Genomic DNA, 25,450 nt, shown 5'->3' with positions numbered 1-25,450 from the left:
ACCGCCCGCGGTGCCGACCCCTGCGGAATACCCTGTGAGCACGGAGCCCCACGACGGACCGAGGGGGCCCGCCTCGGCTCCGAGGCGAATCGGGTCAGCCGCCGAGACGGACGCGTAGGCCCGCGGAGACCTGGGCCCCGGGCGCGAGCGAGCGGGCGACCGCGTCGACCCGAACGCCCACGCCCACTCGACGAACGGGGTACACGTCGAGCCCGAGCCCGGCGCTCAGCATCGGCACCACCCGGCGGTCCTCCCGCGTGAGCCCGTTGGCGCCGACCATCACGCTCCCTCCCGCCCCCACGGTCGCGTGCAGCGCCATCCCGCCCGACACTGCTTCGGCGGAGACGGTCCCCTCGGCCGACGTCCACCGCTGCTCGATCCGCGGGCACAGGTCGAAGCAGTCGACGTCGGCGAGAGGCCCCACAGAACGAGCCGCTCGGACGCCGACCCAGAGCCTACGGCTCGCGTACCGCTCGATGGCCGCCGTGCCCCCGGCGTACGCGAAGCCGTCGGCCGCCGCCAGCGCCACGCCGGTGCCGATGCGCCACGCGGGCGGGGTCTGCGCCTTGGCAGGACTGGAGGCGGCAACGAGCAGGACGAGGACGACGAGGCGCATGGACGACGGGCTGGGCGGCGTCGAGAGCGGCTCAGCGCCAGGCACTATTGCCCGCCCCACACCAGACCCGTGACTCTCTTCGATCGCAGAATCACCACCGGCGCGGAGCCGTCGATCCCTACTCGAGCACCCCTCCGTCGAAACCAAGCCCTAGTCGCCAAAGCGCTGGCGGTCGAGCCGGGCCGTCCCGTCGACCGCGATCGTCACCACGAAGAGGTCGCCGTACTCGGACTCGTCGAGGTCGGCCATCGGCGTGCCGGTTAATTCGGCGATCATCGTTGGGACCGTGTTGCTGTGGCCGGCGACAATGGCGGCGCCGCCCACGTTCTCTGCCGCGATCTGCCGGGCCTGCTGGCGGAGGGTACTGGCGAGATCCGGGCCGCCCAGGGGCAGGATGGTCACCTCCATCCCGAGCCGGTCCGCCAGCGGGGCGACCGTCGTGCGCGAGCGGGCGAACTGGGAGCTGTACACGGCGCGGATCTCGGCGCCCGCGAGCTGATCGGCGAGCGCGGCGGCGCGGGCCGCGCCCTGTGCCGTCAGCGGCGGGTCGTCGGCGGGCGCGGCGGCCTTCTCGGCGTGGCGGACGAGGTAGACGGTCGTCGCGGGCGGGGCCGGGGGGACGGCCGGGGCGCAGCCGACCACGAGGGCGGCGAGGAGGACGAGGGCGAGGCGCATGGGCGGGGCGGCAAGGGCCTGGAGGATAGGCGTATCCATTGGAACGGGAGGATCCTCCGGGTTGACGGCGCCCGAGTTGGGGGGGCATTTTCCCGCACACGTCTTGGACACGTCGATGGAGCCCTCCCCCCTCCCCACCCTCTCGCTGGCGCCGACCGGCGACGGCGCCGCCAGCGAGGCCCAGTGCCTCCAGTGTGGGACGGTGCTCGCGGGCCCGTTCTGCCACGGCTGCGGCCAGCACGAGTCGGTCGCCGACCGCCTGACGTTCCGCTCGCTATGGCACGACTTCAGGGTCCGCCGCCTCAACCTTCACCACGGGCTGTTTCGGACGGTTCTGGACGTGATGCGCAATCCGGGCGCCGTGGCGCGCGCGTTCGTCGAGGGGCGGCGCCAGACGTACACGCACCCGATCACGCTGCTCTTCGTCGCCTACGCCCTCTACGCCGTCGTCTACGGCATCTTCGAGGACGACCTGCAGGCGATGATGCGCGCCCAGATGGAGTCCCAGCTTGCCGCCACGCTCCCGGCCGACGGCGGCGCGGACCCGGCGATGGAGTTCGCGACGGTCGCCATGGAAACGACGGTGCGCGTGCTGTTCACGTACGGCGCCTACTTCACCCTGTTCATCATCGTGCCGTTCGCGGCGCTGCTGCGCTGGCTGCTGGCGGACCGGGGCCGGACGATGGCCGAGTGCGCTGTCTTCGGCGCGTACCTGGAGGTGGCCGTCGTCGTCCCGAGCATGTTGGTCTTCGTGCCGCTCAGCGTCTGGCTCCAGTCGGCGCCCCTGAGTTCGGGCGGGATGGTGCTGTACCTCGTCTACGCGGGCATCGGCGCGCGGGGCTTTTTCGACCGACGCCCCGGGTCCGCGGGGCTCTCCGTCCTGTCCATCGTCGTCGCGCTTGCAATCTACCTCGCCGTGTTCATGGTGGCCGCGCTCGCCATCGGGATCTGGGCGGGCTGGCAGGGCGCCCACGCCGGTTAGGCTAGTCCTCCGGCTCGCGCATCCGCGCCATCACGCCGACCGCCAGCAGGGCCAGCCCCGCCGCCATCAGCACGCCCGACAGCGCGGGGCGCAGGGGGCCGACGGTCCACCCGAGGGCGGCGCCGACGAGGTTCAGCAGCGCCAGCCCGGCGCCGCCCGCCAGCAGGGTGAGGCCGGTTCGGTCGAGAGGATTCATTCGTCGGAGGGAGGCTCGCCGAGTCCCTCGACATCCGCGAGATCCTTAAGCCGACCCGTCGCCCGCTTGTTGGCGATGAGACACTCCCGGCCGATCACGGGGAGACGCAACCCGTCCACCTCCACTAACACCCGGCGGGGATAGCAGGCTTCGAACGTGGCTCCGGTGATCGACGTGATCACATCGATCCGCCGAGGGGCCCGACCGAGTTGAATGATGACATCTTCTGCGGCGAAGTCCTCCCGTTGCAGTCCGAGGCTCTGGAATCCGAACGCTCCGAGCGCCCGCACGACGCGGTCCCCGTTGTCCGGCGTCGGCTCCACCCACAGGTCGAAATCGTCGGTGGACCGTGGGTACCCGTGCGCCATCACCGCGTGCCCGCCGACGACCATGAACCGCACGTCATGGGCGACGAACAACTCGGCACACTCGAGGAAGTCCTGGGGAAGCGTCATAGTCGATCCCATAGTAGCGTCGCCGGAGATCCTCCCCGGCCGCAAGCCGCTCGGACATCGGCCGCGTCTGCCAGTACACCCAATCCGGAGGCTCCTCCCCCATCTTTGAGATGCGGACCGGCCAGTCCGAGCGGTCGGGGCGGGCGGGCTCAGACATCGAGGTCGGCGACTGTCGCGGCCTGATCCATGATGAACGTGAAGCGCGGCGCGGCGTCCTTGCCCATCAGGTCCGTCACCGTCCGCTCGGTTTCCAAGAGTGCGCCCTCGGGGATCGTGACCTGGAGCAGGCGGCGCTTGTCGGGGTCGAGCGTGGTCTCCTTGAGCGTCGCCGGCATCATCTCGCCGAGCCCCTTGAAGCGCTGGACCTCGATGGTCGTGCGCGGGTTCTTGCGCTGGATCTGGCGGACGATCTTGTCGCGGTCGGCCTCGTCGAGCGCCCACCACGTCTCCTTGAGCGCGTCGATGCGGAAGAGCGGGGGCTGGGCGATGTAGACGTAGCCCTGGTCGATGAGCGGCCGCATGTAGCGGTACAGGAACGTCAGCAAGAGGGTCGCGATGTGCAAGCCGTCGGCGTCGGCGTCCATCAGCAGGATCACCTTGTGGTAGCGGAGCTTGCTCGGGTCGAGGTCCTCGCCGATGCCCGCGCCCAAAGCGTCGACGATGTTGCTGAGTTCCTTGTTGGCGAGCACCTTGGCGCGCGTGGCCTGCTCGGCGTTGAGGACCTTGCCCCGGAGCGGCAGGATCGCCTGCGTCTTGCGCTCGCGCCCCTGCTTGGCCGAGCCGCCGGCCGAGTCGCCCTCGACGATGAACAGCTCGGACTCGGTCGGGTCGGTCGACGAGCAGTCCGCCAGCTTGCCGGGCAGATTGAGGCGGTGGCTGACGGCGCTCTTGCGGCGGACCGTCTGCGCCGCCGCCCGGCTCGCCTGGCGCGCCTTGGCCGACTGGATGATGCGGGCGACGATGCTCTCGGCCGCCGACGGGTTCGCGTTGAGGAACTGCTCGAAGTCGGTCCGAAACGCGCCCGACACGGCCGACCGCGCCTCGGGGTTGTTGAGCTTTTCCTTGGTCTGGCCCTGGAACTGCGGGTCGACGTGGTACAGGTTGACGACGGCCACCATCCCCTCCCGGATGTCGTCGGCCGTGATGTCGAGCTTTTTCTGGCCCAGGTCGTGCGTCTCGATGTAGTTGCGGATGGCCTTCGTGACGCCGTCCTTGAGGCCCTGCTCGTGCGTGCCGCCGTCGCGCGTCGGGATGCCGTTGACGAACGAGGTGATCGACTCGCGCGGGGCCTCGGTCCAGACAAAGCACAGTTCGGTCCGCAAGCCGTCGTCGAGCGCGTCCTGGCGGACGACGAACGGCTCGGGGTGGACGCGCCGGGTCGCGGCCTCGGTGACGAGCCGGTCGAGGTACTCGACGATGCCGCCCTCGTGGTGGTACTCGACGCGCTCGCCGGTCGCCTCGTCCTTGAAGACGATCCGCAGCGCCCCGTTGAGATACGTCTTGACCTCGAGGTTCTCCTTGATGACGCCCGCGTCGAGGTCCGTCTTGCCGAAGATCTCGGGGTCGGGCGTGAACGTGATCGCCGTGCCCGTCCCGCGCACGTTCGAGCGGACCGTCTTGAGCTTCGTCACCGGCACGCCGCGCTGGTACGTCTGCTGGTACAGCTTGCCGTCGCGCTTGACCTGGGCGACCAGCTCCGACGACAGCGCGTTGACGACCGACGAGCCGACGCCGTGGAGCCCGCCCGAGGTCACGTAGCTCGACCCGTCGAACTTGCCGCCGGCGTGGAGCGTCGTCAGGATGACCTGGAGCGCGGGCACCTTCTTGGTCGGGTGCTTGTCGACCGGGATGCCGCGCCCGTTGTCGGACACGGTCACCGTCGAGCCGTCGCGGTGCAAGACGACCTCGATCTGGCTGGCGTAGCCGTTGGTGGCCTCGTCGACCGCGTTGTCGACGATCTCCCAGACGAGGTGGTGGAGGCCGGCCTTGCCGGTGCCTCCGATGTACATGCCGGGGCGCTTGCGGACGGGCTCGAGCCCTTCGAGCACCTGGATGTCGGCGCCGGTGTATGTCTGAACTTCGGCCATCTGAACGCAGGGGGGACGTTTTCGTAGCCCGAAGGTACGCGGCGGCGGTGACAGCCGCGCGACACCCGCCCGCACCGCTCGGGACCCCGGTCCGCCGCCGCGCGTGGGTTCGGATCACCCCGCGCCCCGATGCCCGCTCTCCCCTCCCCGTCTGCGATGCCCACCGCGTTCGTCCGTGCTTGGATGGCTCGCGACGCCGACGCGCTTGCGGACCTGTTCGAGCCCGACGCCGAGTTCGTCAACGTGGTCGGCCTGTGGTGGCACGACCGGTCGGCGATTCGCCGGGCGCACGCCTACGGCTTGCGCGTCATCTTCCCCGACTCGACGTTGCGCGTGATGCGGACGCGCGAGAAGACGCTGGCGGACGGCGTCGCGGTCGTCCACGCCGTGATGGCGCTGGAGGGGCAGTCGGCAGGCGGCGGGGTCGAGGCGCCGGGCGCGCGGCAGACCGTGTTCACGTTCGTGATGCGCCGGGGCGAGGACGGCTGGCGGTGCGCGGCGGCGCAGAACACGGACCGGATGGTAGGCGCCGAGACGCACGTGCGGGACACGAGCGGGGCCCTTCGCCCGGCCGATTACAGACGCTGACCGCTCGCGTCCCGTCGAGACTCCGCAGGGACGGCGTGCAGCCAGCGACCCGCCCCACGACTCCGGGCGCTCACCGGGAACGGTCCGATCAGACTGGCTCCGCGGCCGCGAACCGCTCGGTCGTCGTCGAGAAGCCCCAGCACTGCTTCGTGTTGAACACGACGCTCTTCTTACAGTAGTCGGGGCTCGACGTGGCGCAGGCGTCCTCCAGCAACACGCAGTTGTAATCGCGGACATAGGCCTCCTCCATGGTCGTCGCCACGCACTGGTCGACGTTGACGCCTGCGAAGTACAGCGTGCTGATGCCCTGGGTGCGGAGGACCTGGTCGAGGTGGGTTCCGATGAACCCGTTCATCCTCACCTTCTCGATCCGTACGTCCTCGTCACGAATGAGGGGCTTGAGCTCGTCGACCATCTCGGCGTTCCAGGTCCCCGCCGTCAGCACCCGCCCGCTCTCGAGCTCCTCGCCGATCCCTTTCTGGCTCGGCGTGTGCTTGAACGAGTAGAGCGTGGGCGCGCCGAGGTTGCGGAGGTCCGGCCGGTTGTACCAATACACCCAGACCACCCACATCCCGTGCTCGCGCGCCGCCTCGACGGCCCGCTGGACCCCAGGGATGGCCTCTCGGCAGGCCGTGTAGTCGAGGCCCGAGGCATCAGTCCAGCCGCCCGGCGAGCAGAAGTCGTTCTGCATGTCGATGACTATGAGGGCTCCCCGGGCAAGGCTGTCGACGAACGGCTTGAGCTCGGCGTCCACGCGGTAGAGCGGCCCGTCCGTCAGGTGAGGCGCGAGGTGGACGTGGTCCTCGAACACGTGCCAGCGGTCCGTGCTGGCGGCGAGCTGGACGCCGCCGTCGGGCGTCTCGGAGTAGATGTGGCGGGCGGGGCGGAGAGACATGGCGGGGGCGTGGAGAGGTCGGCGTTCCACACCGCCGGCCCCGCCAGGGTCCGGACCCCGCGACGATCTCCAGGGCTCCCTGAGGGAGGGGTGCTACTCGCGCCCCGGCAGGTGCAGCTCCACGGGGTCCGGCGTGGCCGCCTTGAGCGTCCCCTTCGAGATGATCGTCGCGCCCTTGTTGCCCCGGTTCGAGACCTCGAACTTGGTCGTCCGCACGATCTCCGTCCGGCCCCGGCTCGTCTCGACCTCCAGCCCGCGCCGCGCGGCGTCGGAGAGCGCCATCCCGAGCACGCGGTCGTCGGTCCCGGAGAGCCGCATCGCGATGACGCCCTTGGCGGCGCTCTTGAAGACGGGCACCTGGGGCACGGGGAAGATCAGCGCCCGCCCCTGCCGGCTCGCCAGGCACACGTTCTCTGAGCCCGACGCCACCTCGGCGTTGACGACGCGCTGGTTCGGCGCCAGCCGCATCATCACGCGGCCGTTCTTGTTCGAAGGGTCGATAAACGGCTCGACCTCCAGCCGCACCGCCAGCCCGTCCGAGGACACGGCGACGAGGTACGGCCCCAAGACGGTGTCGGCGGGCGGGGCGCCGTCGCCCGCGAACAGCTCGGGCTGGGGCACGCCGCCGACCTCGGGGATCCCGACCGGCAGCACGCGTGGGTCGAACGGGGCCACGCCCACGACCGTCTCGCGGTCCGCGAAGTCGAAGTACTTCTGGACCGGGTCGCCGTAGCCCGTCGTCTGCGGCAGGTCGTCGACGCGGACGGTGTAGCAGCGCCCGGCGGACGACATAAAGCCGACCGTCGCGCGCGTCGAGGCCGCGAGCGCGTACAGCACGCGGTCGCCCTCGCGGACGCGGATCGCGCCGAGGTCGGTGTACGAGCGCTGGCGCTTGACCCAGCCGTCCTTCGTCACGATGACGTAGACGTCCTCCTTCAAGATGTAGTCCTCGGCGGCGTACTCGATGACGGCGTCGGGCCCGGCGACCGTCGTGCGGCGGTCGTCGGCGAACTGCTTGCGGGCGGCGCGGAGCTCTTTGCGGACCATCCCCCACCGCCCGGCCTCGTCGGCGAGCAGGGCGCGGATCTCGGCGGCGCGGGCCTCCTTCTGGGCCAGCTCCTTGCGGATCGCGTCGATCTCCATCCGCGCCAAGCGGTACAGCTTGATCTCCAGGACGGCGTCGGCCTGGTCCTCGTCGATCCCGAAGCGGTGCCGCAGGCGCGCGTTCGCGTCGGCCTTGTTCTTGGAGGCGCGGATGAGCTTGATCGCCTCGTCGAGCGCGTCGAAGATGATCTCGAAGCCCTTCAAGATGTGGATCCGCTTTTCGAGCGCCCTCAGTTCGAACGCCAGCCGCCGGGTGACGACTTCGAGGCGGAAATCGAGGAAGTGGCGGAGCGCCGTCCGCAGGTCCACCTTTTCGGGCGCCGCCACCTCCGGGTTGTCGGTCGGCACGAGCGCCGTCAGGTTGACGTGGAAGCGCGTCTGGAGCGGCGTGTGCTTGAAGAGGTACGCCATCGCCGCCTCCGCCGACGACCCGCGCTTGAGCTCGAGCACGATCCGCACGTCCTCGGTCGACTCGTCGCGGATGTCGACGATCTGGGGGACCTTCCCGCCCCGGATGTGGTCGGCGATCTTCTCGATGAGGTCGCCCTTCTGAACCGCGTACGGGATCGACGTGACGACGACGGTCGTCTTGCCCTCGGTCGTGTACTCGCCCCTCAGGTCGATGGCGCCCTCGCCGGTCTCGTAGATCTTTTGGATCTCGGCGGCCGTGTTCAGGATCCGCCCGCCCGTCGGGAAGTCGGGGCCCTGGACCGACGCCAGCAGCGTCTCGATCCGCGCGTTCGGGCTCTTGATGAGTGACAGGCACGCGTCGATGATCTCGCCCGCGTTGTGCGGCGGCACGTTCGTCGCCATCCCGACCGCGATGCCGGTCGCCCCGTTGATCAGGAAGTTGGGGACCGGCGCCGGGAGCACGACGGGCTCGAACATCTGGCCGTCGTACGTGGGCCGGAAGGCGACCGTGTCCTGCTTGATCTCGGCGAGCAGCGCCGCGCCGAGGGGCCGCAGGCGGGCCTCGGTGTAGCGCATCGCCGCCGGGGAGTCGCCGTCGAGCGAGCCGAAGTTGCCCTGCCCGTCGACGAGCGGCGCACGCAGCGACCACGGCTGGGCCATCCGCACCATCGCGTCGTAGATGGCCGTGTCTCCATGCGGGTGGTACTTGCCCATCACCTCGCCGACGATCGTGGCCGACTTGCGGAACCGGGCGTCCGGCTGGAGCCGCAGGTTGGTCGCCATCGCGTACAGGATCCGGCGCTGGACGGGCTTGAGGCCGTCGCGGACGTCGGGGAGCGCGCGGCTCGTGATGACCGACAGGGCGTAGGTGAGGTACCGCTCCTTGGCCGTTTCGTGGAGCGGGATCGTGTCGACGACGGGCATGTATCGAGGGCTTGCGTAATGCCTGGAAGATACCGTCGGGGGCTGACAGCCCGCGTCACACGTCCGGCCCGATCTCTGCGTTGTCCGGGGCATGCGTGCGATTCTCCTCCTGCTCGCGCTCGCCGGCTGCCGCGCCGACGCCCCCGAGCCCCCGTCCCCTGCGACACCGGCCGCCCTCCCGCCAGTGTCCACCGTCCGGCCCTTCGATCCTCCGCCCGACTCGATGGCGCGATGGGTTCATGGGCGCCCGTTCTCGGCGGACTCGTTCGAGACGATCCGGTCCAGCATCGACACGTCGTATTCGCGGACGGTCGCGATCCTTCCCCATGTCATCCCCAGCCCAGACCTCGAGTATCCAGCGAGAGACGGCCAGCGTTGGCAGGGGTTGTTCGAGACGCCGACGGGGCTCGAGATCCGCTCGTTCACGGCTCGCGTACGCGAGGTGGAGGCGGGCCCACTGGAGCCTCCCGGCGGCCCCTATTCCGGACGGCTGCTCCTCACGCCGTGGATGGTGGAGACCGACGACCCTCGGCACCCCATCTCGGCGGCTCATCTGTTCTTCCGTCGCCCCGGCCGACCGTTCGCAGACGGCCCCGTCGCCACCGTGTTCGTCGGGTACTGGCCGCTGTACCAGGGTAAGCTCCCGTTCAGCTTTGGGGGCGAGTCGTACGACCTCACGTTCCTCGAAGGCCCAGAGAACAAGAACGGGTGGCGCTGGCCCATCCTCACCTTGAGGTCTCAAGACGGTCGACAGTACCTGCCGTCGGCTGGAATGGACAACTATCTGCTCTGGGCTGGCGACCTCGACCGCGACGGCCGCCTCGACCTGCTGACCGACGAGGGCGGTCACTACGCAGTGGGCGAGCCGACGCTCTATCTATCGAGCGAGGCACGCGACGGCGAACTCGTCCGCCGCGTGGCGTGGACCTCCACCTGCGACTGCTAGCGACCATGCGCTCCCTCGCCCTCCTGCTCGCGCTCGCCGGCTGCCGCGCGGACGCCCCCGAGCCCCTCGACCCCGCGCCGTTCGTGCCCGTCGCCGAGGCGCACGCGCCGATCGTCGAGCCCGAGTTCGTCGCCGACTCGCTCGCGCGCGGCCCCTACGGATTCTCGCTGGCGCCCGACACGCTCGCGGCGCTCGTCGCCGCCGTCGACACCTCCGCCCGCGGCGTCGAGTTGATCGGTGGGGCGGGCATCTTCCACGACGGCGAGGTGTCGGCCCGGAGCGGCGAGCGGTGGCAGGGCCTGTACCCGACCGCCGACGGCGTCGAGATCCGGTCGTTCGCGCTCACGATCGACACGGCGCAAGACCCCGTCCTCGACGACGACGCAGGCCCCTTTACCGGCGTCCGCGTCACGACCCCGTTCAGCACGTTCTGGATCGACGAGGACTTCCCGGCCGACTCCGCGCTGGCGCTCGTCCGCCGCCCCGGCGCCTCGTTCGCCGACGGCCCCGTCCCGACGGCCTTTGTCGGCGCGTGGCCGGTCCGGTCGGGCCACCTCTCGCTGGCGCTCGGCGACCAGCGGGTGTCGCTCCTGATCGTGGAAGGCCCCGAGGCGATCTGGATGCCGCAGCGCCAGCGGGTCCGCCCCGACCGCGTGCTCCTTGTGGACGACGGCGAGACTCGCCAGCCGATCAGCGCCATCATCGGCGGCGACGACGGCCACCCGGCCCTGCTTTGGGCCGGCGACCTCGACGGCGACGGCCGCCTCGACCTGCTCGTCGACGAGTCGAACCACTACAACCTCGGTGCCCCGGCCCTTTTCCTGTCCTCGGCCGCCGGGCCCGGGCAGCTGGTCCGCCGCGTCGCGCGGCACGAGGCGGTCGGGTGCTGATCGGTCACCGGGCCGCTCGCACGCTGACAACGTACTCGCCCGCGGCGGCGGCGCGGCGGTAGAAGGCCTGGAGATCGGCCACCTGCTGACTCGCCCCGCCCTCGATCCACCGGTCGAGCGCGGCGAGCGTCCCGTCGACGAACTCCGCCGCACCCTCGAGGCGCTGCCAGTCAAAGCTGGTCGGGCACGGCGTCGGAGGCTCAGAGTCCTGCGGCGATGTCCGCGGCGTCGACATCAACGTGTCGAAGGCGACGACGGCCCGAGAGGCGGCCCGGACAAACGTGCGCAGGTCGAACCGGTCGAAGGCCTGGATGGCCTCGTACGAGGAGTCGACGACCGTTTGCGCCGGACCGAAGCGTTCGACGAGCGGGTCGAGCTCGGCCGAGATGTCCGCCCGGACCCGGAATAGGGAGTCGCGGGCCGCGACGGCATCGGGGAGCGGGACCTCGATCTCCGCGGCCACGCGCTGGACGTGGGCGGGCGGCCAGAACCCGGACGTCCCCCCGTCGACGGCCTGCCGGTACGCCATCGGCGTCGCACGGATCGCCGTCGTGAGGGCCCGCGCGCCGACGGTGTGGAGCGCGCCGTCCGGCCACGCCGCGCCGAGGGCGCGCATCACGGGCTCCTGCCACGGCGAGAAGAGCCGTCTCCGGATCGCGTAGCCATCGAGCCGCCACACGTCGAGGTCGGGCGTCGGGAGGAGGTCCAGGCGCTCGCTGGCGCCCGTGCGAGGGAGCGGGGACTCGGTGTCCCGGTAGTACGCCCGGGCATACGAATCGAAAGCGGCCCGGGGCATCCGGTACAGAATCGTGTGGTCAGGCATCGGCTCGCGGTCTGCCCTAGGTGTCGGCTGATTCCAACACGGTTCAAGCCGTCCTACGCCGCGGTCGCCCCGGCCGTGAACACGTCCTCCCCGCCCTCGCGGGGGTGCAGCGTCACGATCCCCGCCAGCGCCAGCGTCACCAAGGCCTTCGACGCCCGCCACGGCGGCATCCGGTTGAGCGTGGCGTACTCGCGGACCGTGATCCGCTCGTGGCGCTCGAGGTACGCCAGCAGCTTCCGCTCGGGCTCGCCGAACGTGAACGTGACGGCGTCGCCCCGCGCCTCGGCGCGCATCAGCGCCACGGCTTCCTTGCTCGCCTCGACGGACTGGTCGGCCACACGAACGAAGGCGCGCTGCTTGGGCAGCGTCCCGTCCGGCCGGCGGTCGGGCTTCAGGACGTGGGGCCGGTCCGGGCTGGCGGGCACGTGGACGACGAGGGCCTCGCGCGTGCGGCTGACGCGGACGGGCTCGAAGCCGAGGTCGACCGGCGGCAGGATCCGGTCCGCGAGCGCTTGCTGGAGCGCGAAGAACTCCTCCTGCGCGTCCTTGACGCCGATCACGGTCCCGTCGTCGTCGACGCCGAGGAGCACCTTTCCGCCAGCCGTGTTCGCGAGCGCGATCACCTCGCGCGCGATCCGCTCGGGCCGGGGCACGCGGTTCTTGAACTCGAGGTGGCGGCCCTCCCCCATCGCCGCGAGTCGCCGGAGGTCGCTGGTGGTCATGAATCGTGCGTGGGTCGTGGGACGTGGGCAACGCGTGGATCGGAGCGCCCCGACGCCCTACGATCCACGCACGCGTCTACGCTTCCGTGCCGTCGAACGCGGGCGTGTCGAAATGCGCGCCCTCCAGCTTCGGATCCCGCTCCATCAGGTGGCCGACCGCGTCGACGGGCGCGAGCCCCTCGAACAGGATCGCGTACACGGCATCCGTGATCGGCATCTCGACCCCGTGCCGCTCGGCCAGCGCCTTCACCGACTGCGTCGTGCGCACGCCCTCGACCACCATCGACGACTGCGCGAGCGCATCGTCCGCCGACTCGCCGCGCCCGACGCGCTCGCCGAAGGCGCGGTTGCGGCTGTGCCGGCTAAAGCAGGTCACGACCAGGTCGCCCAGCCCCGCCAGCCCGGCGAACGTGTGGGCGTCCGCGCCGAGCGCGAGCCCAAGGCGGGTGATCTCGGCCAGCCCGCGCGTGACGAGCGCCGCCTTGGCGTTGTCGCCCAGCCCCAGCCCGTCCGACATTCCGGCGGCGACCGCCATCACATTCTTGACCGACCCGCCGATCTCGACGCCCACCAGGTCGGTGTTCGTGTAGACGCGGAGCGCGGGCCGCATAAACGCCTGCTGCACAGCTCGCGCGGCGCCCTCGTCCGGGAACGCGGCCACGATGCTTGTGGGCATCTCGCGCGCGACCTCCTCGGCGTGGCTCGGCCCGTAGAGCACGCCCACGCGGTTCGAGTCGGCGGCGGGCAGCACGTCGCGGAGCACGGCGCTCGTCGTCAGCAGCGTCCCGTTCTCGATGCCCTTGGCGACCGACGCGATCGTCACGCCGGCGGCGCGGTCCGCCAGCGGGCCCATCACGCCGCGGACCGACTGGCTGGGCACGGCGACCACCCACAGCCCGGCCCCGTCGATGGCGGCGTTGAGGTCCGAGGTCACGTCGATCTCGGCCGGGAGGTCGGCGCCGGGGAGGTAGCGCTCGTTGCGGCGCGTCCGCGCGATCTCGTCGGCGGCCTCGGGGCGCCGGGCCCACAGGCGGACGGGGTGGTGGGGCGCGAGGCTGGCGGCCAGGGCCGTGCCCCAGCTGCCGGCGCCGAGCACGGCGATGGGTGTCGGAGTCATGACGGCAGAATAAGAAGCGGCGGGAGCGGGACGGCCGGCACGAGCGAAGGAGCGCAAGCAGGCGACGACCGCGACGTCGCGCGCCGGCATCGCTCCGCTCGGTTGCGCATCGGGACCGCCTTCTTTGAGAGACCTTTCAGGGAACGGCGAGAGCCGTCCAACGGCGTCCCCTCTCCCAATGGGAGAGGGACAGGGTGAGGGGCCGCGGTTGCGCCATCCGAGCACCGCCGGATGGATCCCCGCCTGCGCGGGGATGACTCTCCTGGGGGCGACCGGCGTACTAGAGAGTCGCTGAGCTTGCGAACGCGAGGCAAGCCTGCCCCCGAAATCGAGAACCGTCCCCATGGGCGTACGGCCCTACGGGCGTACGGACCGGGCATCGCCGCTACATCCGCCCGTCTAATGACCGCGCTACAGCTCGGCGGCCACCGTCACGGAGAAGTCGGCGCCGCCGACGGAGGCCCAGAACGCCAGCCCGGCTGCGTTCGTCGCCAGCACCCCGGCCCGGAGCTGGGTCGCCCCCTCGGCCCGGCCCCAGTCCGCCGCCGCCTCGACGAGCGCTCGCGCGTGCCCGTGGCCCCGCGCCTCGGGCCTCACGTAGAGGTCGTCGACGTGGACGAGCAGGTGCGGGCGGTACGTCGGCGCGGGCTCGTAGAGGTGCGCCGTGATGAGCCCGACCGGATCGCTCGCGGCGGTCTCCTGGGCGAAAAGCACGCGGCTGGCGTCGCTGCGGACCCAGTCGCGCAGGCTCGTCCTCCACCGCGCCGCCGCGTCATCCGCGAGCCGGTAGCGCGGGTCGAGCGACTCGTGCTCGGCGTGGAGCGCCTGCCACAGCGCCAGGGCGGTGTCCAGGTCGGCCGATCGGGCTTGGCGGATCACCCGAGGCGGCCCTCGGCGTGGAGCAGCTCGGCGTTCAGGATCGCGCCGCCCGCCGCGCCGCGGACGGTGTTGTGGGAGAGCACGACGAGCTTGACCCCGAGCACGGGGCAGTCCTGGATGCGCCCGACTGTGACCGTCATCCCGCCGCCCGCCTGGACGTGCAGGCGTGGCTGGGGCGAGGCGGGGTCGTCGGTGACCACGATGGGGCGCTCGGGCGCCGTCGGCAGGTCGCGGCCCGCCAGCGGGCTCGTCCAGTCGCGGAGCGCGGCCGACACGTCCGCCGCCGACGGGTTGCCCGCCAGCCGCAGCGAGACCGCTTCGAGGTGGCCGTCCACGACGGGCACGCGGTGGCACTGGGCCGAGACAACCACGTCGGCCATCTCGACGCCGTCGGGCCCCAGCGTGCCGAGCAGCTTGCGGCTCTCGGTCGCCAGCTTCTCCTCCTCCCCGCCGATGTAGGGGACCACATTCCCGAGCGCGTCGAGCGACGCGACGCCGGGGTAGCCCGCCCCGCTCAGCGCCTGCATCGTAACGACGTGCGCGGCCTCGACGCCGAACGCGTCGTGCAAGGGCTTGAGCGCGAGCACCAGCCCGACCGTCGAGCAGTTCGGGTTGGTCACGATGAACCCGTCCCCCCACGTCTGGCGGTCGATGAGCGCGAGGTGGTCGGGGTTGACCTCGGGGATCAGGAGCGGGACCGTCGGGTCCATCCGGAAGTTGCGGGCGTTCGATACGACCGCGTAGCCGCGCCGCGCGAAGTCGGCCTCGACGTCGCCGGCCACGCTCGCGTCGAGCCCGGAAAACACGACGTCGGCGTCGGGCGCCGCGTCGACGGACTCCACGACGAGGTCGCCGATCCGGTCGGGCATCGGGGTCGCCTGCACCCAGTTCGCGGCTTGGCGGTACGGCCGGCCCGCCGAGCGCTCCGAGGCGACGACGGCGACGACCTCGAAGAGGGGGTGGTCGGCGAGGAGCCGGACGAACGTCTGGCCGACGGCGCCGGTGGCGCCCAGGATGGCAGCGCGGAGCATGGGACGGGGGGCGAGAGGGCTGAAAGGTGCGCGCGGAGTGAGGCGGACGCCAGCCAGCCGGAGAGAAGAAGAGAGGAGGAGCAGAGGCGACGACGCCCCGGCAGCGGGCCGGCCACGCCGGGCGAGCGGCCGCATCGGCGCCCCGGCCATCCGATCCTCCATCCCTCCCCTCTTCTCCTCGGCTCCTCCGCTCGTTCCCCCATCCCGCCGCCGTCCCGCTAGCTTGGCCGCGGTCCCCCGATCCCAAACACATGGCTCAGATCCTCGACGGCCGCGCCGTCGCCGCCGACGTCCGCGCCGAGGTCGCCGAAGGCGCCGACGCCTTCGCCAAGGCGCACGGCCGCGCGCCCTCGCTGCGCGTCGTGCTCGTGGGCGACCACCCCGCGAGCGCCTCGTACGTCCGCGCCAAGGCCCGAGCGGCCGGCGAGGCCGGCATCGACGCCGAGACGCTGTCGTTCCCCGGCGACCTGTCGCAAGCCGACCTGCTGGCGACGATCGCCGCGCTCAACGCCGACGACGGCGTCGACGGGATCCTCGTCCAGCTCCCGCTCCCCGACCACGTCGACGAGGGCGCCGTCATCCGGGCCATCGCCCCGGCCAAGGACGTCGACGGGTTCCACCCCGAGAACGTCGGGCGGTTGGTGTTGGGCGAGGAGACGCTGCTGCCGTGCACGCCCGCCGGGATCGTCGAGCTGCTCGTCCGCGCCGGCATCCCGACGGCCGGCGCGCACGCCGTCGTCGTCGGGCGGAGCAACATCGTCGGCAAGCCGATGGCGAGCCTCTTTCTGCGGCGCGGGACCGACGCGACCGTGACGGTCTGCCACAGCCGCACGGCCGACCTCCCCTCGATCACGCGCCAGGCCGACATCCTGGTCGCCGCGATTGGCCGCCCCGCGTTCGTCACCGCCGACATGGTCAAGCCCGGCGCCGCCGTCATCGACGTGGGCATCAACCGCGTCGACGACGCGTCCCGCGAGCGGGGCTACCGGCTCGTCGGCGACGTGGCCGACGGCGTCGAGGCCGTCGCCGGATGGCTCACGCCCGTGCCCGGCGGCGTCGGCCCGATGACGATCGCGATGCTGCTGGCGAACACGCTCGAAGCCGCCCGCCGCCGCGCCTGATGCAGCCCGCCGCCCCCGACTCCGCCGCCCTCGACTCCACGGCCCTCGCCGACTCGCTCGCGCAGGACTCGCTCGCGCAAGCCGCCGCCGACTCCTCGGTCGTCGACACGACGCAGGGCCTGGGCCGGCTCGGCCGCGACCTGGAGGTGGCGACCGACGCGCTCGCGGAGGGCCGCTGGGAGGCCGCCGTCGAAGGGCTGCTCGACGCCGTCGGCGCGTTCGTATGGGATGGGCTGCTGCCCGCCGTCGTGGTCGGGCTGTTTTTCTACGTCGCCTTCCGCGTCGCCAACAGCGTGCTCCGCCGGGCGATGGGGCGGTCGCGCCGCGTCGACGCGGGGATCGAGCAGCTCGTGCTCCGGGCCCTGCGCGGGACGTTCGCTGTGCTCGCCGCCGTCGCCGTCCTCGACAAGCTGGGGATCGCCGTGGCGCCGCTCATCGCCGGGCTCGGCATCGCCGGCGTCGCGCTCGGGTTCGCGGCCCAAGACACCGTCCAGAACTTGATCGCGGGCGTGACCATCCTGCTCGACCGCCCGTTCGCCGTCGGCGACAACATCGAGCTCGACGACACCTTCGGGACGGTCGAAGAGATCACGCTCCGAACGACGCGGCTCCGGACGCTCAACAACGAGATGGCGATCTTGCCGAACGCGAACGTGATCTCGAACAAGGTCATCAACCACTCGATGCTCCGCGCGCTCCGCGTCATCGTGCCCTTTGGGATCGCGTACAAGGAGAGCCCCGAGGCGGCCCGCCGGACGGTGATGGCGCTGCTCGACGAGGACAAACGGCTCCACCCGGACTACGCCCCCAGCGTGGTCGTGACGGAACTGGGCGACTCGTCGGTCAACATGGAGCTGCGCCTCCACTTGCGCGATCCAAAGCTGGAGGTCCCGATCCGGTTCGAGTATCAGGAGAAAGTGTTCGACGCCCTGCGTGCGGCGGGCATCGAGATCCCGTTCCCGCACCTCCAGCTGTTTATCGACGAGGCGAAGGCCTTCGAGGGCACGCGGCTCTTGGGGCCCGGGGAGCCGCCGGCCGCCTAAGGTCAGCTCGACAACGCTACGCGCGGGCTGCGAGCGGCCCGCTCAGGGGAGGGCGTCGCCTCCGCTCCGGCCCGTCTCGCCGGCCCTAGCCCGCGAGGGCCGGGTCGTACCGCGCGGTCCCCGCGACGCCCGCCAGGGCGCCCGGCGACAGCTCGGCGACCATGAACGCCTCGGCCGGCGCGCCGTACTCGTCGGCGATCCCGCGGCGGGCGGCCGGCCCGAACCCGAACCGGGGGTAGTAGGTCGGGTGGCCGAGCACGAACACGGCGTCGACGCCCGACCGGCGGCACCACGCCAGCGCGTGCCGGACGAGGGCCGACCCGACCCCGCTCCGCTGCGCCGCCGGCGCCACCGCCATCGGCGCCAGCCCGAGCGCGGACAGCCCGGGGGCCGGCGGGTCGAGCGTGACCCGGCTCAGCGCCAGGTACCCGACGATGTCCCCGCCCTCCGACGCGACGAACGCGGCGTAGTCGGCGGCCCGGTCGCGGATGCGGTCGACGAGGGCCGCCTCGTCGTCGCGGCCGAACGCGGCCCGCGTCAGCGCGCGGACCGCCAACGCGTCGGCGGGGGTCTCCGTCCGGATCTGGCGCGCGCGCGGGCCCATCGGCCGGCTAGCGGACGATCTCGGTCTCCCAGCTCGGCAGCGAGACCTCGCCCGTCACGTCCGAGTGCAGGAGGTCGTACTGGTCGGACGAGAAGCGGTCCACGAAGACGAAGATGGAGCGGCCCTCGCCGGGGATGTTGTCGTAGTACCAGATCTCGTGGGGGTAGGCATCCGCCTCGAAGATGCGGCGGTCGATCTCGGTCGGCGGGCCGTAGGTGAGGTAAATCCGGCCCCGGTCGGTCTGGTAGGGCTCCTTGCCGAACTCGTTGAACCGCTGCTCGACGAGCCGGAGCCGGTCGTAGAAGGCGCGGCGCGCCTCGTTCGAACGCGGCACGCCGTCGGTGTCGCGGGCGGCCCAGAAGTTGGTGAGGAAGCGGCGGCGGTCGTCGTCGGTCACGATCGCGTTGATCTGCGCCTGCTCGCGCGCCGTCGAGATCACGCGCGCGTGGCGGACGTTGATCATCAGCTCCTCCTCGCCCATCGCCGCGAACAGCGTCTCCTCGTAGGTCATGTCGCCCGCGAGCGACTCGGGGCGCTGCACGTCGGGGTTGATGATGAAGAACCGCTTGGACTGCTCAGCGACGGCCTCGTTCGCTGCGTCCAGCGCGACGAGGCGCAGGAAGTAGATGCCGCTCGGCAAGTCGCCCACGTCGATCTGCCCCACCACCACGTCGACGGGACGGACGGTCCGGGTGGCCCGGCGCTCGTGGCCGGCGATGGCCGAGCCGCCGATGCTCTCGGAGACGAACGAGAGCAGCGTGTACTCCTCCCCGGTCGTCGGCGGCTCGTAGACCTCCGCGTAGTAGGAGACGGCGCCGCGCGTCCCGCCGTAGAACGCGTCCGGGTTCGGGCGGACCATCAGTCCGCTCTTCCACATCGGGTGCGACGTATCGGTCGACCGCTGCACGTCAGAGGCGAGTTGGACGGCCGAGATCGCCGTGCCGCCGTCGACCGCGTAGTCGGGCACGGAGAGCTCCAAGAGCGCGCGGACCTCGCTCCGCCCCCGGGGCGCGACGGCGACTTCGATCTCATACGCCCCGGGCGCGACGGCCATCCGGACCTGCTCGACGAAGACCTGCCCAGCGCCGATCATCGACGTGTCCGCGAGGGCGTAGGCAAAGTTGTAGGTCTCATCCACGATAGGCGCAGCAGCGCCCGCCGGAGCCCCCTGCGAGACCGTCCGCACCTGGACATGCACCGGCACGGAGGCCACCATCCCGCTGTCGGTCGGCACGAACGGGAGGGACTCGGCGCGGAGCGAGAGGTACAGCTCGACGAGCGACTGGTCCTCGGTGTACCGGAACGTCGCGGCGTCGGGCCGGAAGACGACCGCCGACGACGCGGAGACGGGGGCGGGGGCGGGCTGCTGGGCCGAAGCCGGGGCAGCGAGCAGGAGGGCGGCAAGAGCCGCGAGCGCGGAAAAACGGAGCATACAGAGCGGAATGTGGGACGCCCACACGGAACGGGCAGGGCGAAGATAACGTGCGTCCGGGGCGACCCCGGATCCGTCCGGGTGCCCTGTCGGGTATCTTTACGCCCTTCGCAGGCGCCGGCGCGTCCCATTTCCGGAAGCGCTTCCTGAACTCCCCCCGACGATGAACGCCCCCGACCCCGTCCTCCGCCACCTCGCCGAGCTCGGCCTCGACCGCACCCAGACGGTCTACTACAACCTCCCGCCGGCCCGGCTCGTGGAGCTGTCCGTCCGCCGCGGCGAGGGCCGCCTGACCGCTGGCGGCCCGCTCGCGACGCGGACCGACCCGCACACCGGCCGCTCGCCGAATGACCGCTTCGTCGTCGAGGAGGGCTCGTCGAAGGACGACGTGGCGTGGGGCGCCACCAACCGGCCCATCTCGGAGGGCGCCTTCGACCGGATCCACGGGGCCATGGCGCGCTACGCGACCGGCCGCGACGTCTTCGTGCGTGACTGCTACGCCGGCGCCGACCCGCGCTACCGCGTCCGCGTCCGGGTCATCACCGAGAAGGCGTGGCACTCGATGTTCGCCCACAACATGTTCCTGCGCCCGGCGACGGTCGAGGAGCTGGAGGACTTCGAGCCCGACTACACGGTCCTCGACCTGTGCGACTTCAAGGCGACCGACCAAGTCAACGAGGAGCTCAACTCGTCGACGTTCGTGCTGCTCCACCTTGGGCGCGGGCTGGTCCTGATCGGGGGCACCAACTACGCAGGCGAGATCAAGAAGTCCATCTTCTCGGCGCTCAACTACGTGCTCCCCGGCAAGGGCGTGCTCCCGATGCACTGCTCGGCGAACGAGGCCGTCGGCGGCGGCAACGCGGCCGTCTTCTTCGGGCTCTCCGGGACGGGCAAGACGACGCTCTCGGCCGACGCCAGCCGCGTCCTCATCGGCGACGACGAGCACGGATGGAGCGACGAGGGCGTGTTCAACTTCGAGGGCGGCTGCTACGCCAAGGCCATCCGCTTGTCGCCTGAGGGCGAGCCCGAGATCTACGCCACGACGAAGGAGTTCGGGACGCTCGCGGAGAACGTCGCCCTGACGCCGAATCGCGAGATCGACTTCGACGACGCGACGATCACCGAGAACACGCGGCTCTCGTACCCCATCGACCAGATCCCGAACGCCAGCGAGAACGGGATGGGCGGCGTCCCGGAGACGGTCGTCTTCCTGACCGCCGACGCGTTCGGCGTCCTCCCTCCCATCTCGAAGCTCACGCCGGACCAGGCGCAGTACCACTTCCTGAGCGGGTACACGGCCAAGGTGGCCGGGACGGAGCGCGGGGTGACGGAGCCGAAGGCCACGTTCTCGGCCTGCTTCGGCGAGCCGTTCATGGTCCTCCACCCGACGCGCTACGCCGAGATGCTGGGCGAGCGCATCGAGACGAGCGGCGCCCGCGTGTTCCTGGTCAACACCGGCTGGACCGGCGGGCCCTACGGCACAGGCAACCGGATGAAGCTGGCCTGGACGCGCCGGATGGTCAACGCCGCGCTCGCGGGCGAGCTCGACGACGTCGAGACGACCACGGAGCCGGTCTTCGGGCTGGCGGTCCCGACCGCCATCGAGGGTGTCCCGGACGCCGTGCTCCAGCCCCGCAAGACGTGGGACGACTCCGCGGCCTACGACGCCAAGGCCCGTCAGCTCGCCGACATGTTCGCGGACAACTTCGAGAAGTACCGCGAGCGGGCCCCGGAGGCCGTCTGCACGGCCGGGCCGACCAAGGAGCCCGCCGTCTAGCGATGCCGGTCGTGGGCGCGGGGGGCGCCGAGCCCTCCCGCCCGCCGCGCCGGGTGGTCCTAGACACCAACGTGCTGGTCGCTGCCGGCTTCCGGCCCGGCTCCGCATCCGGCCGCGTGGTCGAGGCCGCCCGCCTCGGGCACCTGCTCGCGCTGTGGACCGACGCCACGCGCGCCGAGGGACTGGCGGTGCTCGGCCGCATCCCGCCGCTGCGCGGCGTGGACCCGTCGGCGTTTTTCCCCGAAGCGGGCCGGGTGGCGGCGGCCCTCGACCCCGGCCCCTACCCGTCCATTCCGGGCAAGACCGACCGCTTGTTTGCCGCGCTGGCAGATGTCGGGGACGCCGTGCTGATCACCCTCGACGCGCCCCTCCTCGACGGCGCTCGCGCCCACGGCCTCGACGTGCGCCGCCCGTCCGACCTTAGCCGCTGATGGCTGCTAGAATCACCGCCAGCACGGTCCCGCCGACGAGCAGCGTCATCGAGTACACCGTCATCAGCACGCTCGTCTTGAGGATGGACTTGATCCAGCCCTGGCCGTAGACGCGCTTGATGGAGACGAGGTAGTACAGCGGCAGGGCCATCAGGAGCAGCAGGTTCGACACCACCTCGCCCAGGCCCGTCGAGCCGTCGTTGGTCTGAAACACGTTCTCGGGCGCCGCCGCCGCGATCAGGGCGACGGCCGTGAAGACGACGAACGTGAAGGCGTGCGTGTGGAGCCCGTGGACCAGGTGCTCGGAGTAGTACCACCCCCGCCTCACGTACAGGACCTTCAGCAAGAGCGCGAAGAGGGGGAGCATCAGGAACAGCACGACGGGCACCTTGCCGATCGACCCACGGGCCAGGTCCGCCCCGGCCCGGGCCCGCTCCTCCGAGGTCCGCGCCTCGCGGAAATCCGCGAACGGCCGGGCGTCGCTGAGCCAGCCGGGCGCATTGACGTTGATGTCGGTCTCGTCGGTCCCCACGACGAGGAGCGCGGCGTAGTCCACGTCTCGAGGCTGAATCAAGCTGTCGGGCGGGAACGACGCCACCTGGGCCCGCTGCCAGTCCAGTCGCTGGTCGTCGAGCGAGCCGTCGACGTCACGAAGGTCGTCTCGCGCGTCACCGAGGGCGTCCACCAGGTCGTCGAGCCCCTCCTCCGCATCGGCGCGCAGCGAGTCCGGCGTCGTGTCCAGGGCGGCCCGGACACTGTCGACGGCGCCCTGCAGCGAGTCCGCGAGCGCCATGTAGTCGGCCACCTCGACGGCTTCTTCCTCCAGCCGCGTGTCGAGGTAGTCGAGGTACGTGGCCGCCGTGACGGTGCTGTCGAGGACCGCCACGTCGCCGCCGCCGAACGCCGCCTCGACCCGGCTCACGGGGTCGAGCAGCTGCAGCAGAAAGAAAAAGAGGAGCGTCGCCGAGAGGTAGATCCGGAGCGGCCGGAGGTACCGCTTGCGGCGGCCCGCCAGGAAGTCGCGCGTCAGCGTGCCCGGCTTGAAGACGAGCGCGAACAGCGTCCGCCACACCCGGCCGTCGACGCCGAAGAACTCGACGAGGGACTGGGCCAGGAAGCGGTGGAGCGGGATCCGCAGCGGCTGGTCGCGCTGCCCGCACACGGCGCAGTACGGGCCCGACAGGGGCGCGGCGCAGTTGTGGCAGGTCGCCGAGCCCGACCGGGGCGCGCGTCGCGGCTCCTCGTCGTCGGCGAGAGCGGCAGCGGCGAAAACGTCGAAGTCGGACACGGGAGCGCGTGGCGGGGCGGGTGGCAACCTACGGGGCTGGCGCTCGCCCAGTTACGACCCGGCCCGGCGGTCGCGCGCGAAGGTCGTCGTCCGCTCTTGCTCAAACCGGCCCGTCTCGGCGTCGAAGCGGCGCTCGGCGACGGCAAACGACTCCTCCCCGACCGTCACCCAGTTGTAGAAGTTGGCGGCCCGGTCCTCGCCCCGCCCCCGGTTCGAGGTCGCCGTGCCCGCGCTGGCGATCACGACCCGGTGGCCGTCCGCGTCGCCCGACGGCGCCAGTTCGATGGGCGCGACGTGGCTGCGGTGAAGGTGGCCGCACAGGATAAGGTCCACGCGCGCGCGCTGGGCGGCGTCGAGCGCGAGCCGGGCGCCGCGCGACACGTCGTGGTCGCCGAGCCCGTCCAGCAGCAGCAGGTGGTGGTGCAGCGTCAGGACGCGGAACGCGCCGGGCGGCTGGTGCGCGAAGAACGCCTCCATCTCGGCGACGTGCTCCGTCCGGATCCGCCCGCCCTTGATCGTCAACCCGTGGGCCGAGTTGAGGCCGAACGCCGACAGCCCTGGCGCCTCGAAGGACGGGGTCTCGTCCTCCGTGATGTGCTGGCGGAAGCGCTTGGACGAGCGCCAGACCCGCTCGAACGGGTTGTGCCACCACGCGCGGACGTCGTGGTTGCCGGGGACCACGAGGGTCGGGGCGTCGAAGGCGTCGAGCATCGCGCGCGCCGCGCGGAACTGCGTCGTCCGCGCCCGCTGCGTCAAGTCGCCCGAGACCACGACGAGGGCGTGGCCCGCAGCGTTGACCTCGGCCACCAGCGCGGCCACGACGCGGGCGTCGGAGATCTTTCCGAAGTGGACGTCGGAGAGGTGAGCGAGCGTGGGCATGGTTCAGAGGTCGGGGGCCGGGGGGGCGACTGGACGGCCGCTTCGGCGCCCCTGCCCCCCGCCGCCTGACCCGCTCACACGAGCATCAGCGACGGCGTCTCCAGCATCGCCTTGACGTCGCCGAGGAAGGCCGCGCCGCTGGCGCCATCGACTACGCGGTGGTCGCAGGAGAGCGTCAGCGTCATCACCTTGCCGGGCACCACGGCGCCCTCCTTCACAACCGGGATGTCGCGGATCGCGCCGATGGCCAGGATGCAGGCGTTCGGCGGGTTGATGATGGCCGTGAACTCCGAGATGCCGAACATCCCCAGGTTCGAGGTCGTGAACGTCGAGCCGCTGTACTCCGCCGGGTCCAGCTTCCCGTCGCGGGCCCGGCCCGCCAGTTCGCGCGTCTCAGCGGCGATCGCCGCGAGCCCCTTGCGATCCGCGTCGCGAACGACCGGCGTGATGAGCCCCTCCGGCATGGCGACCGCCACGGCGACGTGCGCGCCGTCGTGCTTGCGGATGACGCCCTCGTCCTCGAGGTAGCTCGCGTTGACCATCGGGTGGCGACCCAGGGCGACCGCCGAGGCCTTGGTGATGAGGTCGTTGTACGACACCTTCGCCAGCCCCTGCGCCTCCGTCAGCGCGTTGATGTCGCCGCGGAAGGCCATCGCCGTCGTCATGTCGACGTCGACAGTCAGGTAAAAGTGCGGCGCGGTGAACTTGCTCTGCGCGAGCCGCTTGGCGATCGTCTTGCGCATCTGGGTGATCCGCATGTCCTCGCCTCCTGCGGAGACGGGCTGGGCGGCCGGCGCGGGCGCCTTGGCAGGCACCGGAGCGGGTGCGCTCGACGCCGCGGGCGCTTTCGTCTGTCCCGTGCCCGCCAGCGCCGCCTCCACGTCGCGCTTGACGACGCGGCCGTCCGGCCCGGAGCCCTGGACCGTGGCGAGGTCGAGGCCGCCCTCTGTGGCCATCCGCCGCGCCAGCGGGGACGCCTTGACGCGGTCGCCGTCGGCGCTGGCGGCCGGCGTCACGGACGGGGCCGCCCCGTCGCCGCCGACGGGCTGGACGCTCGGCGCGGGCGTGTCGATGGCTTGGGCGACCGGCGCGATGCCGGAGAGGCCGCTCGGCGCGGCGTTCCCCTCGTCGGTCGCCGGGGGCGCCGCTTTCACCTCGGCCGCGTCGCCGGCGGCGCCGTCGCCGCCGTACTGGCCGATGATGTCGTCGGCGCTCTCCCCCTCCTTGCCGAGCACGGCGATCAGCGCGCCGATCGGGACCGCGTCGCCCTCGCCGACGACGCGCTTCAAGAGCACCCCGTCGTCGTAGACCTCGAGGTCCATGGTCGCCTTGTCGGTCTCGACCTGGGCGATCACGTCGCCGGCGGACACGGAGGCGCCCTCCTCGGCCAGCCACGCGACGAGGACGCCTTCCTCCATCGTGTCGCTCATCTTGGGCATTTCAACGGCGATGGCCATGGGGATTGGGGGACTGTGGGGACCTAGGGACTGAGGGAATGAAAACCGGGACGGGAGGCGCGAGAGCGAGACTGGAT

General features: G+C 71.5%; 25 protein-coding genes. 8 read left to right on the top strand and 17 right to left on the bottom strand.

Translation table 11 applies throughout. The annotated features are described in order from the left end of the window. Positions 1–94 precede the first annotated feature (94 nt). The gene (locus ACLII4_RS10360) at positions 95–616 is read right to left on the bottom strand and encodes a hypothetical protein (RefSeq protein ID WP_412067322.1); all 522 of its coding nucleotides are present in this window, start codon (positions 614–616) and stop codon (positions 95–97) included. 150 nt (positions 617–766) lie between these two features. Further along, positions 767–1,291, bottom strand: a complete 525-nt coding sequence (locus ACLII4_RS10355) for a histidine phosphatase family protein (RefSeq protein WP_412067321.1) — start codon at positions 1,289–1,291, stop codon at positions 767–769. A gap of 115 nt (positions 1,292–1,406) precedes the next feature. Here ACLII4_RS10355 and ACLII4_RS10350 point away from each other — a divergent pair, with 115 nt between their 5' ends. Beyond that, positions 1,407–2,273 carry a DUF3667 domain-containing protein gene (locus ACLII4_RS10350; protein ID WP_412067320.1) on the top strand — a complete coding sequence of 289 codons (867 nt, stop codon included), beginning with the start codon at positions 1,407–1,409 and terminating at the stop codon, positions 2,271–2,273. 1 nt (position 2,274) lies between these two features. Here ACLII4_RS10350 and ACLII4_RS10345 read toward each other — a convergent pair whose 3' ends face one another. From ACLII4_RS10345 to ACLII4_RS10335, 3 genes are all read right to left on the bottom strand, one after another. Beyond that, on the bottom strand, positions 2,275–2,469 hold the full coding sequence (locus ACLII4_RS10345) for a hypothetical protein (RefSeq protein ID WP_412067319.1): 195 nt from the start codon (positions 2,467–2,469) through the stop codon (positions 2,275–2,277). After that, complete coding sequence (locus ACLII4_RS10340; RefSeq protein WP_412067318.1) at positions 2,466–2,924, bottom strand: hypothetical protein; 459 nt, start codon at positions 2,922–2,924, stop codon at positions 2,466–2,468. Before ACLII4_RS10340 ends, ACLII4_RS10345 begins: the two co-directional genes overlap by 4 nt. Positions 2,925–3,073: 149 nt before the next feature. Beyond that, positions 3,074–5,011, bottom strand: a complete 1,938-nt coding sequence (locus ACLII4_RS10335; protein WP_412067317.1) for a DNA gyrase/topoisomerase IV subunit B — start codon at positions 5,009–5,011, stop codon at positions 3,074–3,076. Positions 5,012–5,167: 156 nt separating this feature from the next. On the opposite strand from ACLII4_RS10335, the gene ACLII4_RS10330 reads away from it, so the two are divergent. Further along, positions 5,168–5,599, top strand: coding sequence for an SgcJ/EcaC family oxidoreductase (locus ACLII4_RS10330; protein ID WP_412067316.1), 432 nt, complete (start codon positions 5,168–5,170; stop codon positions 5,597–5,599). Between the two features lie 88 nt (positions 5,600–5,687). Here the strand turns inward: ACLII4_RS10330 and ACLII4_RS10325 are convergent, their stop codons facing one another. Both ACLII4_RS10325 and ACLII4_RS10320 read right to left on the bottom strand, forming a co-directional pair. Then, positions 5,688–6,494, bottom strand: a complete 807-nt coding sequence (locus ACLII4_RS10325; protein WP_412067315.1) for a cysteine hydrolase family protein — start codon at positions 6,492–6,494, stop codon at positions 5,688–5,690. Between the two features lie 93 nt (positions 6,495–6,587). Continuing rightward, entirely contained in the window at positions 6,588–8,933 is a 2,346-nt protein-coding gene (locus ACLII4_RS10320) for a DNA topoisomerase (ATP-hydrolyzing) subunit A (protein WP_412067314.1), read from the bottom strand. A gap of 91 nt (positions 8,934–9,024) precedes the next feature. Between ACLII4_RS10320 and ACLII4_RS10315 the strand changes: the two genes are divergently transcribed. Continuing rightward, positions 9,025–9,879, top strand: a complete 855-nt coding sequence (locus tag ACLII4_RS10315; RefSeq protein WP_412067313.1) for a hypothetical protein — start codon at positions 9,025–9,027, stop codon at positions 9,877–9,879. Between the two features lie 5 nt (positions 9,880–9,884). After that, positions 9,885–10,769, top strand: a complete 885-nt coding sequence (locus tag ACLII4_RS10310; RefSeq protein WP_412067312.1) for an FG-GAP repeat domain-containing protein — start codon at positions 9,885–9,887, stop codon at positions 10,767–10,769. A 4-nt stretch (positions 10,770–10,773) separates the two neighbouring features. Here ACLII4_RS10310 and ACLII4_RS10305 read toward each other — a convergent pair whose 3' ends face one another. The 5 genes from ACLII4_RS10305 to asd form a co-directional block, all read right to left on the bottom strand. Beyond that, positions 10,774–11,592: a hypothetical protein gene (locus ACLII4_RS10305; RefSeq protein ID WP_412067311.1), complete on the bottom strand. Its 819-nt coding sequence runs from the start codon at positions 11,590–11,592 to the stop codon at positions 10,774–10,776. A gap of 53 nt (positions 11,593–11,645) precedes the next feature. Continuing rightward, on the bottom strand, positions 11,646–12,314 hold the full coding sequence (locus tag ACLII4_RS10300) for a helix-turn-helix domain-containing protein (protein WP_412067310.1): 669 nt from the start codon (positions 12,312–12,314) through the stop codon (positions 11,646–11,648). 76 nt (positions 12,315–12,390) lie between these two features. Further along, a complete protein-coding gene (locus ACLII4_RS10295) occupies positions 12,391–13,431 on the bottom strand; it encodes an NAD(P)H-dependent glycerol-3-phosphate dehydrogenase (RefSeq protein ID WP_412067309.1) in 1,041 nt (346 codons plus the stop codon). Positions 13,432–13,842: 411 nt separating this feature from the next. Beyond that, positions 13,843–14,310: an N-acetyltransferase family protein gene (locus ACLII4_RS10290; RefSeq protein WP_412067308.1), complete on the bottom strand. Its 468-nt coding sequence runs from the start codon at positions 14,308–14,310 to the stop codon at positions 13,843–13,845. Continuing rightward, positions 14,307–15,341: an aspartate-semialdehyde dehydrogenase gene (gene asd / locus ACLII4_RS10285; protein ID WP_412067307.1), complete on the bottom strand. Its 1,035-nt coding sequence runs from the start codon at positions 15,339–15,341 to the stop codon at positions 14,307–14,309. The genes ACLII4_RS10290 and asd overlap by 4 nt, the downstream gene beginning before the upstream one ends. A 251-nt stretch (positions 15,342–15,592) precedes the next feature. On the opposite strand from asd, the gene folD reads away from it, so the two are divergent. Together folD and ACLII4_RS10275 are read left to right on the top strand one after the other, a co-directional pair. Continuing rightward, positions 15,593–16,462: a bifunctional methylenetetrahydrofolate dehydrogenase/methenyltetrahydrofolate cyclohydrolase FolD gene (folD, locus tag ACLII4_RS10280; protein ID WP_412067306.1), complete on the top strand. Its 870-nt coding sequence runs from the start codon at positions 15,593–15,595 to the stop codon at positions 16,460–16,462. Then, the gene (locus tag ACLII4_RS10275; protein ID WP_412067305.1) at positions 16,462–17,505 is read left to right on the top strand and encodes a mechanosensitive ion channel family protein; all 1,044 of its coding nucleotides are present in this window, start codon (positions 16,462–16,464) and stop codon (positions 17,503–17,505) included. The genes folD and ACLII4_RS10275 overlap by 1 nt, the downstream gene beginning before the upstream one ends. An 85-nt stretch (positions 17,506–17,590) precedes the next feature. Here the strand turns inward: ACLII4_RS10275 and ACLII4_RS10270 are convergent, their stop codons facing one another. After that, positions 17,591–18,109, bottom strand: a complete 519-nt coding sequence (locus tag ACLII4_RS10270) for a GNAT family N-acetyltransferase (RefSeq protein WP_412067304.1) — start codon at positions 18,107–18,109, stop codon at positions 17,591–17,593. A 7-nt stretch (positions 18,110–18,116) separates the two neighbouring features. Further along, a complete protein-coding gene (locus tag ACLII4_RS10265) occupies positions 18,117–19,541 on the bottom strand; it encodes a GWxTD domain-containing protein (RefSeq protein WP_412067303.1) in 1,425 nt (474 codons plus the stop codon). Positions 19,542–19,704: 163 nt separating this feature from the next. Between ACLII4_RS10265 and pckA the strand changes: the two genes are divergently transcribed. Continuing rightward, complete coding sequence (gene pckA, locus ACLII4_RS10260; protein ID WP_412067302.1) at positions 19,705–21,318, top strand: phosphoenolpyruvate carboxykinase (ATP); 1,614 nt, start codon at positions 19,705–19,707, stop codon at positions 21,316–21,318. Positions 21,319–21,371: 53 nt separating this feature from the next. Further along, positions 21,372–21,749 (top strand): hypothetical protein, encoded by a 378-nt coding sequence (locus tag ACLII4_RS10255; RefSeq protein ID WP_412067301.1) that lies wholly within the window; start codon positions 21,372–21,374, stop codon positions 21,747–21,749. On the opposite strand, the gene ACLII4_RS10250 is transcribed toward ACLII4_RS10255, so the two are convergent. From ACLII4_RS10250 to ACLII4_RS10240, 3 genes are all read right to left on the bottom strand, one after another. Further along, positions 21,739–23,037: a DUF3667 domain-containing protein gene (locus tag ACLII4_RS10250; protein ID WP_412067300.1), complete on the bottom strand. Its 1,299-nt coding sequence runs from the start codon at positions 23,035–23,037 to the stop codon at positions 21,739–21,741. The genes ACLII4_RS10255 and ACLII4_RS10250 overlap by 11 nt on opposite strands. 51 nt (positions 23,038–23,088) lie before the next feature. Beyond that, the gene (locus ACLII4_RS10245; RefSeq protein WP_412067299.1) at positions 23,089–23,916 is read right to left on the bottom strand and encodes a metallophosphoesterase family protein; all 828 of its coding nucleotides are present in this window, start codon (positions 23,914–23,916) and stop codon (positions 23,089–23,091) included. Positions 23,917–23,990: 74 nt separating this feature from the next. Further along, positions 23,991–25,373, bottom strand: coding sequence for a dihydrolipoamide acetyltransferase family protein (locus ACLII4_RS10240; RefSeq protein ID WP_412067298.1), 1,383 nt, complete (start codon positions 25,371–25,373; stop codon positions 23,991–23,993). Positions 25,374–25,450: the final 77 nt, after the last annotated feature.

Source organism: Rubrivirga aquatilis, from assembly GCF_046845665.1.
Classification (GTDB): Bacteria; Bacteroidota; Rhodothermia; order Rhodothermales; family Rubricoccaceae; genus Rubrivirga.
This window is presented reverse-complemented; position numbering and strand designations above follow the sequence as displayed.